This window comes from Rhodopseudomonas sp. NSM, assembly GCF_052445935.1.
GTDB lineage: Bacteria > Pseudomonadota > Alphaproteobacteria > Rhizobiales > Xanthobacteraceae > Rhodopseudomonas.
This window is the reverse complement of sequence record NZ_JBQTCH010000013.1, coordinates 1-17,040: the sequence shown is the minus strand read 5'-3', so window position 1 is coordinate 17,040 and position 17,040 is coordinate 1. Positions and strand designations below refer to the sequence as shown.

General features: G+C 64.7%; 14 protein-coding genes and 1 pseudogene. 10 read left to right on the top strand and 5 right to left on the bottom strand.

Features of this window, described 5'->3' with window-relative positions; genetic code table 11:
• Positions 1-140: 140 nt before the first annotated feature.
• The 4 genes from ACTZWT_RS23830 to ACTZWT_RS23815 all read left to right on the top strand — a co-directional run bounded on the left by ACTZWT_RS23830 (position 141) and on the right by ACTZWT_RS23815 (position 6,241).
• Complete coding sequence (locus ACTZWT_RS23830; protein ID WP_444772164.1) at positions 141-1,946, top strand: glucan ABC transporter ATP-binding protein/ permease; 1,806 nt, start codon at positions 141-143, stop codon at positions 1,944-1,946.
• A 234-nt stretch (positions 1,947-2,180) separates the two neighbouring features.
• Positions 2,181-3,596 (top strand): D-alanyl-D-alanine carboxypeptidase family protein, encoded by a 1,416-nt coding sequence (locus tag ACTZWT_RS23825; RefSeq protein ID WP_444772207.1) that lies wholly within the window; start codon positions 2,181-2,183, stop codon positions 3,594-3,596.
• 223 nt (positions 3,597-3,819) lie between these two features.
• The gene (locus tag ACTZWT_RS23820; protein WP_444772163.1) at positions 3,820-5,508 is read left to right on the top strand and encodes a long-chain fatty acid--CoA ligase; all 1,689 of its coding nucleotides are present in this window, start codon (positions 3,820-3,822) and stop codon (positions 5,506-5,508) included.
• 247 nt (positions 5,509-5,755) lie between these two features.
• Positions 5,756-6,241 carry a peroxiredoxin gene (locus tag ACTZWT_RS23815; protein ID WP_444772162.1) on the top strand — a complete coding sequence of 162 codons (486 nt, stop codon included), beginning with the start codon at positions 5,756-5,758 and terminating at the stop codon, positions 6,239-6,241.
• Positions 6,242-6,392: 151 nt separating this feature from the next.
• On the opposite strand, the gene rnhA is transcribed toward ACTZWT_RS23815, so the two are convergent.
• The 3 genes from rnhA to ispH form a co-directional block, all read right to left on the bottom strand.
• Positions 6,393-6,854, bottom strand: a complete 462-nt coding sequence (gene rnhA, locus ACTZWT_RS23810; protein ID WP_444772161.1) for a ribonuclease HI — start codon at positions 6,852-6,854, stop codon at positions 6,393-6,395.
• Positions 6,851-7,831: a homoserine kinase gene (locus ACTZWT_RS23805; RefSeq protein WP_444772160.1), complete on the bottom strand. Its 981-nt coding sequence runs from the start codon at positions 7,829-7,831 to the stop codon at positions 6,851-6,853. The genes rnhA and ACTZWT_RS23805 overlap by 4 nt, the downstream gene beginning before the upstream one ends.
• A gap of 98 nt (positions 7,832-7,929) precedes the next feature.
• Positions 7,930-8,895 (bottom strand): 4-hydroxy-3-methylbut-2-enyl diphosphate reductase, encoded by a 966-nt coding sequence (gene ispH / locus ACTZWT_RS23800; RefSeq protein ID WP_322515918.1) that lies wholly within the window; start codon positions 8,893-8,895, stop codon positions 7,930-7,932.
• A gap of 258 nt (positions 8,896-9,153) precedes the next feature.
• Here ispH and ACTZWT_RS23795 point away from each other — a divergent pair, with 258 nt between their 5' ends.
• Positions 9,154-9,861, top strand: coding sequence for a DUF1013 domain-containing protein (locus ACTZWT_RS23795; RefSeq protein ID WP_444772159.1), 708 nt, complete (start codon positions 9,154-9,156; stop codon positions 9,859-9,861).
• Positions 9,862-10,106: 245 nt separating this feature from the next.
• Here the strand turns inward: ACTZWT_RS23795 and ACTZWT_RS23790 are convergent, their stop codons facing one another.
• On the bottom strand, positions 10,107-10,424 hold the full coding sequence (locus tag ACTZWT_RS23790) for a hypothetical protein (RefSeq protein ID WP_444772158.1): 318 nt from the start codon (positions 10,422-10,424) through the stop codon (positions 10,107-10,109).
• 549 nt (positions 10,425-10,973) lie between these two features.
• Here ACTZWT_RS23790 and ACTZWT_RS23785 point away from each other — a divergent pair.
• From ACTZWT_RS23785 to ACTZWT_RS23765, 5 genes are all read left to right on the top strand, one after another.
• The gene (locus ACTZWT_RS23785) at positions 10,974-13,004 is read left to right on the top strand and encodes an ATP-binding protein (RefSeq protein WP_444772157.1); all 2,031 of its coding nucleotides are present in this window, start codon (positions 10,974-10,976) and stop codon (positions 13,002-13,004) included.
• Between the two features lie 712 nt (positions 13,005-13,716).
• Entirely contained in the window at positions 13,717-13,983 is a 267-nt protein-coding gene (locus ACTZWT_RS23780) for a hypothetical protein (protein ID WP_444772156.1), read from the top strand.
• Between the two features lie 408 nt (positions 13,984-14,391).
• Positions 14,392-14,547 (top strand): light-harvesting antenna LH1, beta subunit, encoded by a 156-nt coding sequence (pufB, locus tag ACTZWT_RS23775; RefSeq protein ID WP_011440233.1) that lies wholly within the window; start codon positions 14,392-14,394, stop codon positions 14,545-14,547.
• A 12-nt stretch (positions 14,548-14,559) separates the two neighbouring features.
• Positions 14,560-14,772 carry a light-harvesting protein gene (locus ACTZWT_RS23770; protein WP_444772155.1) on the top strand — a complete coding sequence of 71 codons (213 nt, stop codon included), beginning with the start codon at positions 14,560-14,562 and terminating at the stop codon, positions 14,770-14,772.
• A gap of 535 nt (positions 14,773-15,307) precedes the next feature.
• Positions 15,308-15,526: a hypothetical protein gene (locus ACTZWT_RS23765; RefSeq protein WP_444772154.1), complete on the top strand. Its 219-nt coding sequence runs from the start codon at positions 15,308-15,310 to the stop codon at positions 15,524-15,526.
• 279 nt (positions 15,527-15,805) lie between these two features.
• Here the strand turns inward: ACTZWT_RS23765 and ACTZWT_RS23760 are convergent.
• Positions 15,806-16,996, bottom strand: a pseudogene (locus ACTZWT_RS23760) (hypothetical protein); the annotation flags it as partial.
• Between the last annotated feature and the right edge of the window lie 44 nt (positions 16,997-17,040).

The following is a 17,040-nucleotide window of genomic DNA, read 5'->3' as shown; positions in this document are numbered from 1 at the left end:
CCGCGTTTTCATCACGCGCGCTGATGCCAGTCAGTGACTTCGTCACCCGCCGCGCCATCCACCGGAGTCGGCGGCGCCCGCATTCCGCTGCAGGACGAAATCATCTATCGATAGCGGGTTCCATCGCTCGGGGGCGACCGATGTCGCTATTTCGTGTTTATACGCGCGTGCTCGAGCTGCTAGGCAAAGAGCGCCGGCTCGGCTGGATGCTGGCCGTCGCCAATCTGGCGCTCGCCACCGCCCAATTCGCCGAGCCCGTTCTGTTCGGACGGATCATCGACGTGATGTCCGGCAATCTCGCCACCGGCGCGCTGGTGCCGGAGACGCGTTCGCCCTGGCCGCTGCTGGCCGCCTGGGTCGGCTTCGGCCTGTTCACGATTCTCTGCTCTGCGGTCGTCTCGCTGTACGCCGACCGGCTGGCGCATCGCCAGCGCCAGGCGGTGCTGACCAGGTATTTCGAACACATCCTGCAATTGCCGACGACGTTCCACACCGGCACCCATTCCGGGCGGCTGATCAAGGTGATGCTGCAGGGCACCGATGCGCTGTGGCGTGTCTGGCTCGGCTTCTTCCGCGAGCACTTCGCCGCGCTGCTCTCGCTCGTCGTCCTGCTGCCGCTGTCGCTGTTCATCAACTGGCGGCTGGCGTTGCTGCTGTTCGGGCTGTGCGGCGTGTTCACGGTGCTGACCACGCTGGTCGTGCGCAAGACCTACGGCATGCAGAACGAGGTCGAGGCGCAATACAGCGATCTGTCGGCCCGCGCCTCCGATGCGCTCGGCAACGTCGCGCTGGTGCAGAGCTACGTACGGATCGACGCCGAGGTCCAGGGCCTGCGTTTCGTCGCCGACAAGCTGCTGGCGGCGCAGATGCCGGTGCTGTCGTGGTGGGCGCTGGTGACGGTGATCACCCGCGCCTCGACCACGATCACCGTGCTGGCGATCTTCGCGCTCGGCATCGTCCTCAATCAGCAGGGCCTCACCAGTGTCGGTGAGATCGTGATGTTCGTCTCGTTCGCCACCCTGCTGATCCAGCGGCTGGAGCAGGTCGTGAGCTTCGTCAACAGTTTGCTGATGGAAGCGCCGCGGCTGCAGGAATTCGTCGCCGTGCTCGACGAGGTGCCGGCTGTCCGCGACCGTCCCAATGCGATCGATCCGGGCCGGTTGTCCGGGCTGGTCGAATTCCAGGATGTGTCGTTCTCCTATGATGGCAAGCGGCCGGCGATCGAGGATCTGTCGTTCACCGCGCTGCCAGGGCAGACCATCGCGCTGGTCGGCGCCACCGGTGCCGGCAAGTCGACCGCGATCGCGCTGCTGCATCGCGCGTTCGATCCGCAGTCGGGCACGGTCAAGATCGACGGCATGGATATCCGTGGCCTGACGCTGTCGGGGCTCAGACGCAACATCGGCGTGGTGTTTCAGGAAGCACTGCTGTTCGACCGCTCGATCGCGGACAATCTGCGTGTCGGCAAGCCGGACGCTACCGACGCCGAATTGCGGCTGGCCGCCGAGCGCGCGCAGGCGCTGGATTTCATCGAGCGCAGCGGTCTCGGCTTCAATACCGCCGCAGGCGAGCGCGGCCGCATGTTGTCCGGCGGCGAACGGCAGCGATTGTCGATCGCCCGCGCGCTGCTGAAGGATCCGCCGATTCTGATCCTCGACGAAGCGACCTCGGCGCTCGACGCCGTGACCGAAGCCAGAGTCAACCTCGCCCTCGACGAGGTGATGAAAGGCCGCACCACGTTCGTGATTGCGCATCGGCTCTCGACGATCCGCCACGCCACCCGAATCCTCGTATTCGAGGGCGGGCGGGTGATCGAAAGCGGAACATTCGACGAATTGGTGGCACTGCGCGGACACTTTGCGGAACTCGCGCGGGCGCAGTTCATGGTTCAGGAGGACGCGCGGGCCACAGTTGCGGCGAGTGCGGACGACACCGTCAGGCTTTGAGCACCGTCGAATTTCGGCCCCTTTCCTCACCGAATACCCATGCGCGCTCTATTCGACGAGCCCAAGCCGGTATAGGGTCGGGTCTGCTGGGCCAACGCCTGAACCCGAACGTCAACCCGTAAAGACCTCGTCCGCACCGGACGGATCTCAAAGGACCGGAATCGGATCGTGCAATTTTTCACCGCGCAGCCTCGCAGCCCTTCGCTGTTCTGGATCACCCTCACCGCCCTGCTGATGCTGACGGCTCTGCCGCGGATCGCCTCGGCGGAAGCCTTGCTGCTGGTCGAGGCCGATACCGGCAAGGTGCTGCAGGCGGAGAACGCCACCTATCCGTGGTATCCCGCCTCGGTCACCAAGATCATGACCGCCTACGTCACGTTGAAGGCGGTGAAGGAAGGCCGGCTGGCGCTCGACTCGCTGCTGACCGTGTCGCCGGTCGCTGCAGCGCAGTCGCCCTCGAAGATGGGCTTCGCCCCCGGCACGCAACTCACCGTCGACAATGCGCTGAAGATGATGATGGTGAAGTCGGCCAACGACATGGCCGTGGTGCTGGCCGAAGGCGTCGGCGGCTCGGTCGACGGCTTTTCCGAGATGATGAATACGACGGCGCAGCGGCTCGGCATGACGCAGACCCACTACGTCAATCCGAACGGGCTTCCGGCCGAGGGTCAGGTCACCTCGGCGCGCGATCTGGCGATCCTGGCGCGCGCGATGTTGCGCGACCTGCCGGAATACGAGTACTTCGTTCATATCCCGGCGATCCGGTTCGGCAAGCGCGTCACCCACAATTTCAACAAGCTGATCGGCCGCTATCCGGGCGCCGACGGCTTCAAGACCGGCTTCATCTGTGCTTCGGGCTACAATCTGGTCGCCAGCGCCACCCGCAACGGCCGGCGCCTGATCGCGGTGGTGCTCGGCGCCAATTCCGGGCAGGACCGCGCCGTCAAGGCGGCGCAGCTGCTGGAGCGCGGCTTCTCGGCCAACACGCTCGCATGGCTGACGCCGTCGCTCGGCACGGTCGACAACCTCGCGCCGATCGACGCCACCCCGCCGAACCTTCGCGACGAGATGTGCGGACCCAAGCGCAAGCGGCCGGCCAGCGACGAGGACGAACAGGTCGCCAGCGTCATCGCCAATGGCGACACGATGCTTTCGATGTTTTCGCCGCCGGCGCTGCGCCCGGTCGACATGATCGCCGCCGCGCCCGCCCCGACCGAGCCGATCCAGGTTTACACCGGGCCGACCCGGACCGGCGCAGACCTGATCGCCGCCGCTGCCAGAGACGCCGAGCGCCAGGCAGCCGCCGGCAAGAAGACGACTACCAGTAAGAAGAGCGCGAAGCGGAACGACGCCCCCAAGGAAGCCGCCGCCGGGGAGAAGCAGAATGGCCGGACGACGGTAACGATCGATACCAGCAAGCCCAAGCCTGCTAACGCCAAGCCTGCTAACGCCAAGCCTGTTACCGCCAAGCCTGCTGCCGCCAAGCCCGCCTCAGCCAAGCCCGCCTCAGCCAAGCAGGCCACAACCAAGCCTGCCGGTAAGCCCGGAACGCCGGCCGCAACTGACAGGCCGGCCGCGGCGAAGCCCAAGGCGGCCGCCGCCAGCCCCGGGCCGAAAAGCGCGAGCGGCGAGGCCAAGCCCGGCACCTGACGGAGCCCGGTCCGTCGCGTCGACTACCCGTATTAACCCAGACCGTGCAACGGCTGCGTGCGGCGGCCGGTCAGCTTGCGTTCGGCCGCGGCTTCGCCCAATACTCGACTGGCAATCAACAGGATTGAATTGCCGCGCCTTTCGGCCAATTCGCCGGACCAGGGCGATGTGCGACAATCAATAACGCGGAGCGACGCGCTCCCGGCGATGTGAGGAAAAGACCATGGAGCGGATCTGGCTCAAGCACTACCCGCCGGGCGTGCCGGCGGATATCGACGTGACGCAATATGCATCGCTGGTCCAGCTGCTCGAGGAGAGCTTCCGGGATTTCGGCGATCGCAAGGCCTTCATCTGCATGGACAAGGCGATCACCTATCGCGAGCTCGACGAGATGTCGGCCGCGCTCGGCGCCTATCTGCAGGGCAAGGGTCTGCAAAAGGGCGCCCGCGTCGCGCTGATGATGCCCAACGTGCTGCAATATCCGGTCGCGATCGCGGCAGTGCTGCGCGCCGGCTTCGCCGTGGTCAACGTCAACCCGCTGTACACCCCGCGCGAACTCGAGCATCAGCTCAAGGACTCGGGCGCCGAAGCGATCATCGTGCTGGAGAACTTCGCCAGCACCGTCGAACAGGTGCTCGCCCGGACCGCCGTCAAGCACGTCGTCGTGGCCACCATGGGCGACCTGCTCGGCTTCAAGGGCGTGATCGTCAATCTGGTGGTGCGCAAGATCAAGAAGATGGTGCCGGCCTATTCGCTGCCCGGCGCGGTGGCTTACAACGACGCGGTTTCGGCGGGGCGCAGCCTGAAGCTCACCAAGCCGACACTCGGCCCCGACGACGTCGCCTTCCTGCAATACACCGGCGGCACCACCGGCGTTTCGAAGGGAGCTACGCTGCTCCATCGCAACGTCGTCGCCAACGTGCTGCAGAACGACGCCTGGCTGCAGCCGGCGCTGGCGAAGCCGCCGCATGTCGATCAGCTGTTCATCGTCTGCGCGCTGCCGCTGTACCACATCTTCGCGCTGACCGCCTGCTACCTGCTCGGCATGCGCGCCGGCGGCGTCAATCTGCTGATTCCGAACCCACGCGACATGCCGGGCTTCATCAAGGAACTGATGAAGTATCAGGTCAACAGCTTCCCGGCGGTCAACACGCTGTACAACGGCCTGCTTCATTCGCCCGGCTTCGACAAGGTCGACTTCTCCAAGCTGAAGATCTCCAACGGCGGCGGCATGGCGGTGCAGCGGCCCGTCGCCGAATCCTGGCTGAAGATGACCGGCTGCCCGATCGCCGAAGGCTACGGCCTGTCGGAGACCGCGCCGGTGCTGACCTGCAACCCCGCCACCGTCACCGAGTTCAACGGCACGATCGGCGTGCCGGTGCCGTCGACCTATCTGTCGATCCGCGACGACGAGGGCAAGGAAGTGCCGTTCGGCACCCCCGGCGAAATCTGCGCCAAGGGACCGCAGGTGATGAGCGGCTACTGGAACCGGCCGGACGAGACCGCGATGGTGATGACCGAGGACGGATATTTCCGCACCGGCGACGTCGGTGTCATGACCGAGGACGGCTTCACCAAGATCGTCGACCGCAAGAAGGACATGATCCTGGTCTCGGGCTTCAACGTCTATCCGAACGAGGTCGAGGAAGTGATCGCCAGCCATCCCGGCGTGCTGGAATGCGCCGTGATCGGCGTGCCCGACAAGCGCACCAGCGAGGCGGTCAAGGCGTTCATCGTCAAGAAGGACCCGGACCTCACCGCCGAGGACGTCATCAAGTTCTGTCACACCCAGCTCACCAACTACAAGGTGCCGCGGCAGATCGAATTCCGCACCACGCTGCCGAAGACCAATGTCGGCAAGATCCTCCGTCGCGAGTTGCGCGACGAGAAGAAGAACCAGGCGGCGGCATAAAGCCGAGCTGCTCTTCCCCTTTCCAGTCATTCCGGGACGCGCGCAGCGCGAACCCGGAATATCGAAGTGATGGTGCCCGTTTCAGATTCCGGGTTCGCTCGCTGCGCGAGCGCCCCGGAATGACGCGGACACGTATCATCGATGACGCAAGCGTGAGGTGATCTGCGTCGGCCTTCGCCGCCGCGCCTGATTGTCAGTGCGCCGCCCGCAAGCTAGAACCGAACACCTTTTCAGGGAGAGACTGCAGATGACCATCAAGGTTGGCGACCGCTTGCCCGAGGCCACGTTCCGCGTCATGACCGCGGACGGCGTTCAGAGCAAAACCACAGACGAGATCTTCAAGGGCAAGAAGGTCGCGCTGTTCGCCGTTCCCGGCGCTTACACCGGCACCTGCCACAAGATGCATCTGCCGAGCATCTTCCTCAACGCCTATGCGATCAAGGACAAGGGCGTCGACACCATCGCGATCGTCTCGGTCAACGACGCCTTCGTGATGAGCGCCTGGAAGCGCGACACCGACCAGCGCGACGAGGCGATCTTCCTCGCCGACGGCAACGCCGAATTCACCAAGGCGATCGGTATGGAGATGGACGGCTCGGGATTCGGCCTCGGCACCCGCTCGCTGCGCTACTCGATGCTGGTCGAAGACGGCGTGGTGACCACGCTCAACCTCGAGCCGAACCCCGGCAAGGTCGAAGTCTCGGGCGGCGATACGCTGCTGGGGCAGCTGTAACCGGACTAACTACACAACGCTCGTCATCCTGAGGTGCGCGCGCTGTTGCGCGCGCCTCGAAGGATGGGCCGCTTGCACGCGTTTCCGCATCCTTCGAGGCTCGCCCTTCGGGCTCGCTCCTCAGGATGACGGCACTACGACGTATACCGCCTCAACTAATCCGCGATTTCATGCGGTTCTCGGTTAGCCCGTCCCGGGCCAACTGATCGGCGCGTTCGTTTTCGTCGTGGCCGGCGTGGCCCTTGACCCAGTGCCAGCGCACCTGATGGCTCTTCAGCGCGGCGTCGAGGCGCTGCCACAGGTCGACGTTCTTCACCGGCTTCTTGTCGGCGGTCTTCCAGCCGTTGCGCTTCCAGTTGTGAATCCAGCTGCCGATGCCGTTCTTGACGTACTGGCTGTCGGTGTAGAGATCGACCGTGCACGGCCGCGTCAGCGCTTCCAGCGCCGAGATCGCCGCAAGCAATTCCATCCGGTTGTTGGTGGTATGGGCTTCGCCGCCTTTGAGTTCCTTTTCGGTGTCGCCGAATTTGAGGATCGCGCCCCAGCCGCCTGGACCGGGATTTCCCGAACAGGCGCCGTCGGTGTGGATGATCACCGGTCGTAACTCGCTCACGCCACCGCTCCCGCAGCTTCGACACCATAATCGCGAATGCTGGCGACGGTTTGCTGGAAGCGCAGCTTGCGGACGTATTCGAGCGGATCCTTCGGCTTGACCAGCGCGCCTTCCGGCACGTCGAGAACATCGACCAGCCGCGTCAGCAGGAAGCGCAGCGCCGCGCCGCGCGCCAGAAGCGGCAGCGCCGCCTGCTCGGCCTCGCTCAAGGCGCGCTCGCGCTGATAGGCGGCGAGCAGCGCCCGCGCCTTGGTGACGTTGAAGGCGTGGTCCGGCTCGAAGCACCAGGCATTCAGGCAGATCGCCACGTCGTAGGCGAGGATGTCGTTGCAGGAGAACGGGAAGTCGATCAGCCCCGACAGCGTGTCGCCGATGAAGAAGACGTTGTCCGGAAACAGGTCGGCGTGGATCACGCCGGTCGGCAGATGCTGCGGCCAGCAACCTTCGAGGTGGTCGAGCTCGGCGGCGATGAAATCGCGCAGGCCGGGCTGGATCTCGTCGGCGCGCGGCGCCGCGATCTCGAACAGCGGACGCCAGCCGCCGACCGACAGCGGATTGGCGCGGGTGTGCGGGAAATCGAGGCCGGCGAGGTGCATTTTCGCCAGCGCCTCGCCGACGCCGGCGCAGTGGATTGCATTGGGACGGCGCGGCCAGACGCCTTCGAGGAAATTGATGATCACCGCCGGGCGACCGGACAACGTGCCGCAAACCTCGCCGCGGCGATTGCTCGCGGGCTGCGGGCAACTGACGCCGCGCGCGGCGAGATGCGCCATCAGCGCCAGGAAATACGGCAGATCTTCCGACGCGACGCGCTTTTCGTACAGCGTCAGAATGAAGTAGCCGCGCGTGGTGTGCAGCAGGAAGTTGGAATTCTCGACGCCTTCGGCGATGCCCTTGTAGGACAACAGATCGCCGATCTCGTAGGCTTTGAGGAAATCCGCGAGGTCGTCGGCGGCGACGTCGGTATAGACCGCCATGGGGGGCGTCCCGGGTGGTGAGGAGTGATGGCGGCTTCCTAGACCAGCGCGCCCGGCAATGAAAGGGCGGGCCCCGGGGCCGGCCCCCTTCCCCACCGCTATTCGGCGGCGGCGTCCGGGCGCAGCACGCGGGGCAGCGGGAAGAACTCGTTCTCCTCCGCCGCCGAGACCGTCTCGACGCTGAGCTCGAAGCGCTCGGCGAAGGCGCCCATGATCTCCTCGACGATCACCTCGGGGGCGGAGGCCCCGGCGGTGAGGCCGAGGCTGGTGATGCCCTCGAACTGCGACCAGTCGATGTCGGCGGCGCGCTGCGCCAGCACCGACACCCGGCAGCCCTCGCGCTCGGCGACTTCGCGCAGCCGCTGCGAATTCGACGAATTCGGCGCGCCGACCACGATCATGGCGTCGACCACCGGCGCCACCTTCTTCACCGCCGCCTGGCGGTTGGTGGTGGCGTAGCAGATGTCTTCCTTGTGCGGCCCGGAGATGTTCGGGAAGCGCTGGCGCAGGATCGCCACGATGCCGGCGGTGTCGTCGATCGACAGCGTGGTCTGGGTGACGAACGCCAGATTGTCCGGATTCTTCGGGGTGAAGCTCGCGGCGTCGGCGGCGGTCTCGATCAGCGTCACCGCGCCGGCCGGGAGCTGGCCCAGCGTGCCGACCACCTCGGGATGATGCGAATGGCCGATCAGCAGGATCTCGCGGCCGCGCTTGAAATGGATCGCCGCCTCGCGGTGCACCTTGGTGACCAGCGGACAGGTGGCGTCGACCGAGAAGAAGTTCCGCGACAGCGCGTCCTCGGGTACCGATTTCGGCACGCCATGGGCGGAGAACACCACCGGGGCCCGCGTGTCGGGAATTTCGCCGAGTTCCTCGACGAAAATCGCGCCCTTGGCGCGCAGGCTGTCGACGACGTATTTGTTGTGGACGATCTCGTGCCGGACATAGACCGGGGCACCGTACAGCGCCAGCGCACGCTCGACGGTGTCGATCGCCCGCACCACGCCGGCGCAGAAGCCGCGCGGCGAGCAGAGGACGATCTTCAGGGGCGGTTTGGCCAGCATTTTTGAGCGATCCGGGAGGCTTGCCCGCACGCCGCGAACGGCGGCAACGGCCAACGCCCTGGGGCGTTGCGTGGGGTTCGTCTTGATCAAGGAATTGGGACGGCTTTGAGGCTCTGTCAAGGCGTCAAGCTGCTGCACTTTAGCAGGACCATTGCGCGGCAAGCCCCGAACGGCATATATATGCGGCAATTCCCCGTCATCGCCGATGACCCGCCTTGCCTCCGAAACCAGAGGGGCAAGGGACAAAGGAGATTTGCCATGAGCAACGCACCGCTGATGCCGAAGGCCACCGCCGTCTGGCTGCTCGACAACACGGCGTTGTCGTTCGACCAGGTCGCCGATTTCACCAAGATGCACCCGCTGGAGATCCAGGCGATCGCCGACGGCGACGCCGCCCAGGGCATCAAGGGAATGGACCCGATCTCGACCGGCCAGCTCACCCGCGACGAGATCGAAAAGGGCGAGAAGGACCCCGACCACCGCCTCAAGCTCGCCGAGAGCAAGGTCGTGCTGCCGCAGGCCAGCAAGAAGAAAGGCCCGCGCTACACCCCGGTGTCGCGCCGCCACGAGCGCCCGAGCGCGATCCTGTGGCTGGTGCGCAATCATCCGGAACTCAAGGATGCGCAGATCATGCGGCTGGTCGGCACCACCAAGACCACGATCGCCAGCGTGCGCGACCGCACCCACTGGAACGCCTCGACGCTGACGCCGATGGACCCGGTGACGCTCGGCCTGTGCTCGCAGATCGAGCTCGACTTCGAGGTGCAGCGCGCCGCCAAGGAGAAGCCGACCGACCAGGAATACGGCGGCGCCACGCTGCTGCCGGCCTCCGAGACCACCCGCAAGGACGCCGAATTCGAGCCGGCCGCCTCCGGCCGCAGCGAGGACGACCTCAACGTCGACGCCGTGTTCGCCAAGCTCAAGACCATCGGCGGCAAGAAGGCCGGGGACGAAGACGAGGAATAAGGGACGCTCTCCCCGCACTGCGGGGAGAGGTCGGGATTCGCGCACAGCGCGAATTCCGGGTGAGGGGCATGGCACGACGCCGCCTCGTCACCAGCCTCGCGGGCCGCGCGGACTCCGCGGCGCAATGATTTCCCCCGACAGCTTTCGCCGCATCGCGACGCATTGCCCGGCCCCTCACCCCAACCCTCTCCCCGCAAAAGGGCGGGGAGAGGGAGCGAAGGTGCGATCCGCACGGCCAGCCCCGTTCAGCCATCCAACGCCGCAACGCGCCGTCCGCGCCTGATCGCCTCGTAGAGGGCGTCGATCGCCGGCTGGTATCGATGATCGGCCGGGTCGCGCCATGGCCGCACGGCGCAATCGCCGAAGGTGCGGCAGCCGCGTTCGCGGCGGCAGCGCCCCAGCTTGCAGCGCTGGTGCGCGCCGGCGCGATCGGCGAGCGCGCGCTGCACCGCCACCACGGCGACCGCGTAGTCCGCGTCAGACTGCGCCTCGGCGTCGTCCTCGGCCTCGTCCGCGGCAAGGAAGTCTTCGCCCCACGACAGGGAATCGTCCGGAGAAATCATGAATCGTCTCCTGCGGCTGGCGGGACGCGCGCGCGCGCAGGCGGCGGCGTTGCCCGCAAAATCATTTGCGTGAGTGGTGGGTTCAGGGGGCCTCCCGGCGGCCATCAGGCCGAGGGAGGCGGAGCGCCGAAAGGCGCAACTTGGTAGCAGTGCCGCAGCGTGATCGCCGGATCGCCGGCGATCAGAGGCCGCGGAAACGCCTTTCGACGCTCCACCGTGGCGATTTTTGACCGAGGGCCGTGCTTCCGGGAACGCAGGGAGCTCGCGAGTTACCTCGCGTTCTGCTGCGCCCGTCCAGCCACGAAAGCGGCAGCCGCTCGTAGTAGCGGCGGACGGTACCCTCGGCTCCCCGGAGGCGCAGGGCAACGTCTGCCCCGCGCCCGCAGGCGCCACACCCCGCCCCGCGACGACCAGCGTCCCGGCAACGCGCCCCTCGATGGGGCGGGATGGATTGACTATATTCCTAGTCGCCTGAATTGTCAAGTGCGAAGTTGGATACGAAATGCTAGAGGTGAGAGGATTGAATCTATATCTCGCAAAGAGTTTTTCATGGGAACGCTCAAATTAACCGCTCAACAGGACCACTTGGAGAAAGTCGCGAGAACAAGCGATCCAATAAAAGCCATCTCCGAATTCATCTGGAATGGACTGGATGCGAATGCGACGGAGATATCTATCGACCTCGCGTTGAATCCACTTGGAGGCATCCAGACCATCACAGTCTCCGACAACGGAACGGGTATTTCTAAGAGAAGAGCTGAGGAAGACTTCGCCAACCTCGGCGACTCCTGGAAAAAGTCCGCAAGGACGACGATTGGAAAACGCGCGCTTCACGGAAAAGAGGGCCGAGGGCGGCTCAGATTCTTCTCTCTCGCAAATGCAGCGATCTGGAAATCGACTTACAGAGAGAACGACCAACTTACAGATATCGAGATCAGAATTGACGCCGCGTCGCTGGGTAAATGCGAAGTAAGTGATCCCGCACGATCAACCAATCCGTCCACCGGCACTCGAGTTGAACTAATCAACCTCAAGTCACCGCTGGACTGGCTTGCGTCAAAGGCAGCATTCTTAGAACTGAGTGCAGTGTTCGCGCCGTACCTCCTGCGATACCCTAATGTTGAAATCAATTACAACGGAACGAGGATTAGACCATCTGACGCAATATACCTCTCCACAGAACTCCCTCGCGACATAGTCATTTGCCCATCTCGAACAATAACTGACCTTTCCATCACTGTGGTCGAGTGGAATTCGCACGTCGAAGCAAGGCGAATTCATCTGGGAGGAGAAAACGGGATCGTTTTAGGGTCACAACCCGCGAACGTCACAGCCCCAGGGTTTGAGTACTCTGCATACGCATACTCCACTTTCTTTCAAGAAATCGCAGACGCAAATCTATTGGAAATTGACAGCCTGACCGATCCCGACTTTGCCAAGATCCTCATTTACGTCAGAGATCAACTAACCGATTACTTCCGCAAGCGACAGGCAGACAACTCCCGGGGCCTGATCGACAAACTGAAGACTGAGGGCGCATATCCATACGTAGGAGAGCCCCGCGACGAAATCGAACGAAAAGAACGTCAGGTTTTTGATATTGCCACCTATGCAGTTTCTTCATACTCACGCGAATTTGGCCGAGCGGACACTTCACTGAAGAAGATGACTTTGACCCTACTAAAGGAAGCAGTACGTCACAATCCCGACTCGCTCTCAACAATTCTACGCGCAGTCGTCAACCTGCCAAAGGCTCGTCAAGATGAATTTTCCTCGCTTTTGGAGAAGACAGGCCTTGGCAACATTATCTCAGCATCGAGCCTGATTGCGGACCGAGTGGTTGCCTTGGAGATTTTGAGAGAAATTGCATTCAATCCTGAGCATCGAGAACGAGTTCGGGAGCGCGGGGAGCTTGACGTTATAGTTCGCGACAATACTTGGATATTTGGCGAGCAATTTCATATCACCTTGGCCGAGAGCGGCCTCACAAAGGTAATGGAGCGAGTAGCTCAGGACCTCGCTGCAAAGACTTCGCGGAAAGTAAGAAAGCCAAACGGAGCGATTGGAAGGCTCGACAATTTTCTCGGGCGCGTCATACCTCAACCCGACTCGAACAAACGCGAATACTTAGTAATTGAACTCAAGCGACCATCGATTTCGGTCGGACGGAAAGAACTCGACCAACTCGAAGATTACGTTTCCGCGATCAAGTCTCAACCCGATTACCTTCATACTGATACGTTTTGGAGTTTCTTCCTGATAACGGGAGAATATCACCCCACCATAAAAGACCGGATCACTCAGAAAGAGCGCCCGCCTGGCCTGTTCCTAGATAGTCCAAATTCGCAAGTATGGGTCAAAACGTGGTCAGAATTGATACGGGAATGCGAATCACGGCTTTCCTTTATTCAGGAAAAACTGAGGGTTGAGATATCCGCCGAGGAGATTAACGCAAAGATCCTCGCACTGAGATCCTCGGTTTTGAAGGAGAGGACTGACGAAAAGAGGCCCTCGTCAAATACAAAGCCTTCACCACGAGGTAAGGGGCTTCCAGGAGAAGAATCTCCTCCTGCGCCATAAAGTGCATCAGCCAAGCCCGTAGGCGGATTAGCAAGCGTAGGGTGGGCAAAGGCGCGGAGCGCCGTGCCCACGTCGAAAGAACTCGTGCATCACGCGCGCGAGCGTGGGCACGCTACGCTTTGCCCACCCTACGGGCTGAACTACTTTCGGAAATGGTGCGCCTTTTTTCCAGCGGTGACATCTCGCGCTAGGTCTATCGACCTAACTCCGATTCCATAATCCGAAGGACGGATGAGCGCAGCGTCATCCGCCGCCTTCTTTGACTTCGCGATCGGCGGGTGACGCGTGCGGCTGACCCGCCCTACGATGTCGCCCGCACAATGCGGACTCACTGCCCGGCGCGCCCTCACCCCAGCCCTCTCCCGCAAGCGGGAGAGGGAGCGCGCTGCGGCGCGGGGAGAGGCGTTGCGCACGAAGGCGACGGAGTGCACCTCGCTGTTCTCATCCTGCCTGCCAACACGCACGGCGCAACCTCTCCCGCTTGCGGGGGAGGTCGGATCGCGTAGCGATCCGGGTGGGGGAAGGGCTGTCGACGAATAGCAGCCTCACTGCCCGCGTCGCCCTCACCCCAGCCCTCTCCCGCAAGCGGGAGAGGGAGCGCGCTGCGATGCGGGGAGAGGGCATTGCTTCAAACCACGCCGCTGCGGCGATGGGTCGCCCGTGGCGGTGCTGCGGATTGACAGCGCCGCGGATCGCGACCGACACTTGCGCCATGTTGTGGCTTCTCCTTGCGATCGTGCTGATCGGCGCCGCCGCGGCGATCGTGAACGACGCCGCCTATGACGGCAGCCTGTTCGACTCCGGGATGGTGGTGAGCGTCGCCGCGCTGTCCGCGCTGGCCATCTATCTCGGACGCGGGCTGCTGCACGGGGCAAGGACCGGCGCCTGGCTCCAGCATGTGCTGATCTGGGCGGCGATCGCGCTCACCGTCGCGCTCGCCTACCGACTGCTGCCCATGATCACCTCGCTGAACCCCTGAGGCGGCCGGACGTCGCGGGCGCTGTGCCCGCTCACCCCCTCCCCCGCAAGACGAGAGGGAATGAGCGGCGAAGGCTGCCAGCGAAATCCCGGCCGCATCCCGCAGCAATCCCCACGGCACTGTCCGGCATGAACCGGACAGCTTGTAGTGTCATGTCAAGTTGACAAGCGATGCTGTCACGATAATGTGACCAAGCGAGAGAACGCCGTGATCGGCACCTGACCAGCAGCGCTGGAGGAGGTCCGGAGGCGGAGGTCTCAGCCGGGACACAGTGCTCGGTCGACGACGCGGCAGGCCCCAGCGGGCGGCCGGCGCCCGGTCGACCGGTGAACTCGAACCCGGTCGCTGTGAGCGGCACTCGCGTGCGGGTTCAGCACGAAGTTTATGAAGTCTCTGAGGAGGTTACCTATGGCAGACGATCCCAACAAGGTCTGGCCGACCGGTCTGACGATCGCGGAGTCGGAAGAGATCCACAAGCACGTCATCGACGGCACGCGCATCTTCGGCGCGATCGCGATCGTGGCCCATTTCCTGGCGTATGTTTACTCGCCCTGGCTGCACTAAGGAGCATCGAACATGAATCAAGGTCGTATTTGGACCGTCGTTAATCCGACCGTCGGCCTGCCGCTCCTGCTCGGCAGCGTCACCGTGATCGCGATCCTGGTGCATCTCGCACTGATCAACAACACGTCGTGGTTCCCGAAGTACTGGAACGGCAACACCGCCGTCGCCGCCGCCCCGGCGGCTCCGGCTGCACCGGCCCCGGCCGCTGCTCCGGCCAAGAAGTAAGCTTCCTTACTTCGACGCAATAGCCGACGCCCGTCGAGGACCCTGGGGGGACCTCGGCGGGCGTTGTGCGTTCGGCGACCCGGCGCGCCGCGGCGCCACAGGCGCCGGCGTGCCCCGCGCGCCACGCCGGCGCGGCGCGGCGCTGACCGCGGCGCCCATCGTGCCGCCGCCCCTCGCTCTTCCGCATCGTCGCCGCGCCGACCGTGTCCTGCGTCGCCCGCCGACACGCGCGCGCCACACGGCGGCGTGCAGCCGGGACACAGCACCGTCATCGGACTCATCGCGATCGACACGCCGTCACCGACGCATCGCGGCCCGCATGCGATTTGGAATGACTCCAGCAGCGGCGCTCCACGGCACGCCGGCGCGGCGTCCGGAAATGACTGTGCCGCAGGCACTTCTCCAACACATGAAGAAAGCGTCACGATCCCCATCACCGAAATATCAGCGCGCGTCACCGCAACTTCATCCAGGCGACCCACTTGAGCCGCATTGCGACGGCAAACGATGCGGACTGCAAAGAAGGAGACCCTCGATGACCGCCACCGACCAGCCGAAATTCGATCCCGCTTACGTCGCTACGCTGCGCGAGGTGCTCGATATCGCGGTCGCGCAGATCGCGACGGAGCATCGCACGCCGGCCACCAAGGCGATGATGGCGCAGATCATCGTGCAGAACGCCGCACGCGGCGTCACCGATGCGAGCGCGCTGGTGCACGACGCCGTGCTGGCCGGCGCCGACGGCGCGCCGTAGCGCCACCGCAACCTCGGCCACCGTTCCTGCACGCGCCGCGATTTTCGCGGCGCGTTTCGATTCGGGGAGAGGACATCAGCAACATCTGACGGCATCGTCGGCGCGCGACAGCGAGAGCCCTCGACGACAGCTCGTCATTCCGGGGCGCGCGCAGCGCGAACCCGGAATCTCGACGTTGATACGACGGGAGGATGAACTCATCGGGATTCCGGGTTCGCGAGCTTGCGCTCGCGCCCCGGAATGACGGAGGCCTACTCGCCCCAGCCTACTCGCCCCAGCCTACTCGCCCCAGGCCGTGAACGCCTCGGAGAAGGCGCGTTCGCCGGGCGGGCCCTTTTCGATGGCGATGATGGCGCGGCGCTGGTTGCTGTAGACGATCGGCACGTCGAACCAGGAGCGCTCCTTCAGCAGCTGCAGATTGCGCGCGCGGTCGGCCTCGACATTGCTCAGGCCGACCAGGAAGAAGCCGTCGGTGACCTTGACGGCGAGCCCGGCCAGCGGCGTGCCGCGCGCCTGCTCGTTCGATTTCATCAGGATGCCGGGGACGTTGCTGACGCCGCCGCCGCTGAAATCCTGCGGCAGGATGAAGGTCAGTTCCGCGGTGTGGCTCGCCGGCAGCGAGGTGTCGGTGTTGCGGCGGAACGACATCGTCATCTTGAACTTGCGCTCGGGCACCTCGATGTCGGCGCGCACCGCCAGATCGGCGCCGCCCTTGGCGCTGGCGCCCTTGATCTGCTCGGTGCGCCACACCACCGAGCCGACATATTGCTTGCCCTTCGGTTCGCTCGGATCCTCGTCGTACAGCACGACGCGCTGCGCCACCGGGGCGACCTGCTCGGCGCCCGACGGCTGGCCGACGCGATCGGTGATCTTCGGCCGCTCGGTCGAGGCCGGCGGCGGCGCCGGCGCCGCCGTCTCGGTCGACGGCTCGGAGCTCATCATGGCGCGCAGCGACTCGTACAGCGACGGGCCCCACAGAAGGCCGGCGCCGACCAGCACCAGCACCAGGCCGACCACCAGCGCGCTGCGCAGCGGGAATTTCGACGGCTGACGGGGCGGCTTGGGCGGCGGGGCCGTGCGGTCCTGCTCGCCGCGAGACCGCGCCGCCGCGGACTGATAGCGCGACGCCTCGTCGAGCGACTCGTCGTAGGAATACGGCGCATCCGGATCGGCGCGGTTCTCCATCGACGGCTCGAGCCGGTCGAATTCGGTCGACGGCGCCACATTGGCGTAGGTCTTGCGCGCCGAACGGTTGGCCTGGGCGGCGGCCTGGCCGAGATCGGCGAGATCGGCGGTGACGTCGCGGAAGCCGCGCAGCCCCGCATTGTCCGCGCCAGGCGCTGCTGCGCCCTGGGCCGCGGCCGGCGGCTGGTCGGGACGGCGCGGCGCCGGGCGCTCGCGGCCGGGCAGCGGCGGCTCCGGCGGGATCGGCGGCGGCTCGACGCGAAGGCTGCGTTGCGCACGCTCGTCGCGGCAAGGAATTCGGCGTCAACACCGGGCGCAAGCGGCGCTGC

What these genes read in the sequence shown, in the direction of transcription:
- ACTZWT_RS23805 (WP_444772160.1), bottom strand. Translation starts at nt 7,831, where the DNA reads ATGGCGGTCTATACCGACGTCGCCGCCGACGACCTCGCGGATTTCCTC.
- ispH (WP_322515918.1), bottom strand. Translation starts at nt 8,895, where the DNA reads ATGCTGGCCAAACCGCCCCTGAAGATCGTCCTCTGCTCGCCGCGCGGC.
- ACTZWT_RS23830 (WP_444772164.1), top strand. Translation starts at nt 141, where the DNA reads ATGTCGCTATTTCGTGTTTATACGCGCGTGCTCGAGCTGCTAGGCAAA.
- pufB (WP_011440233.1), top strand. Translation starts at nt 14,392, where the DNA reads ATGGCAGACGATCCCAACAAGGTCTGGCCGACCGGTCTGACGATCGCG.
- ACTZWT_RS23770 (WP_444772155.1), top strand. Translation starts at nt 14,560, where the DNA reads ATGAATCAAGGTCGTATTTGGACCGTCGTTAATCCGACCGTCGGCCTG.
- ACTZWT_RS23795 (WP_444772159.1), top strand. Translation starts at nt 9,154, where the DNA reads ATGAGCAACGCACCGCTGATGCCGAAGGCCACCGCCGTCTGGCTGCTC.
- ACTZWT_RS23780 (WP_444772156.1), top strand. Translation starts at nt 13,717, where the DNA reads ATGTTGTGGCTTCTCCTTGCGATCGTGCTGATCGGCGCCGCCGCGGCG.
- ACTZWT_RS23785 (WP_444772157.1), top strand. Translation starts at nt 10,974, where the DNA reads ATGGGAACGCTCAAATTAACCGCTCAACAGGACCACTTGGAGAAAGTC.
- ACTZWT_RS23765 (WP_444772154.1), top strand. Translation starts at nt 15,308, where the DNA reads ATGACCGCCACCGACCAGCCGAAATTCGATCCCGCTTACGTCGCTACG.
- ACTZWT_RS23820 (WP_444772163.1), top strand. Translation starts at nt 3,820, where the DNA reads ATGGAGCGGATCTGGCTCAAGCACTACCCGCCGGGCGTGCCGGCGGAT.
- ACTZWT_RS23825 (WP_444772207.1), top strand. Translation starts at nt 2,181, where the DNA reads ATGCTGACGGCTCTGCCGCGGATCGCCTCGGCGGAAGCCTTGCTGCTG.
- ACTZWT_RS23790 (WP_444772158.1), bottom strand. Translation starts at nt 10,424, where the DNA reads ATGATTTCTCCGGACGATTCCCTGTCGTGGGGCGAAGACTTCCTTGCC.
- ACTZWT_RS23815 (WP_444772162.1), top strand. Translation starts at nt 5,756, where the DNA reads ATGACCATCAAGGTTGGCGACCGCTTGCCCGAGGCCACGTTCCGCGTC.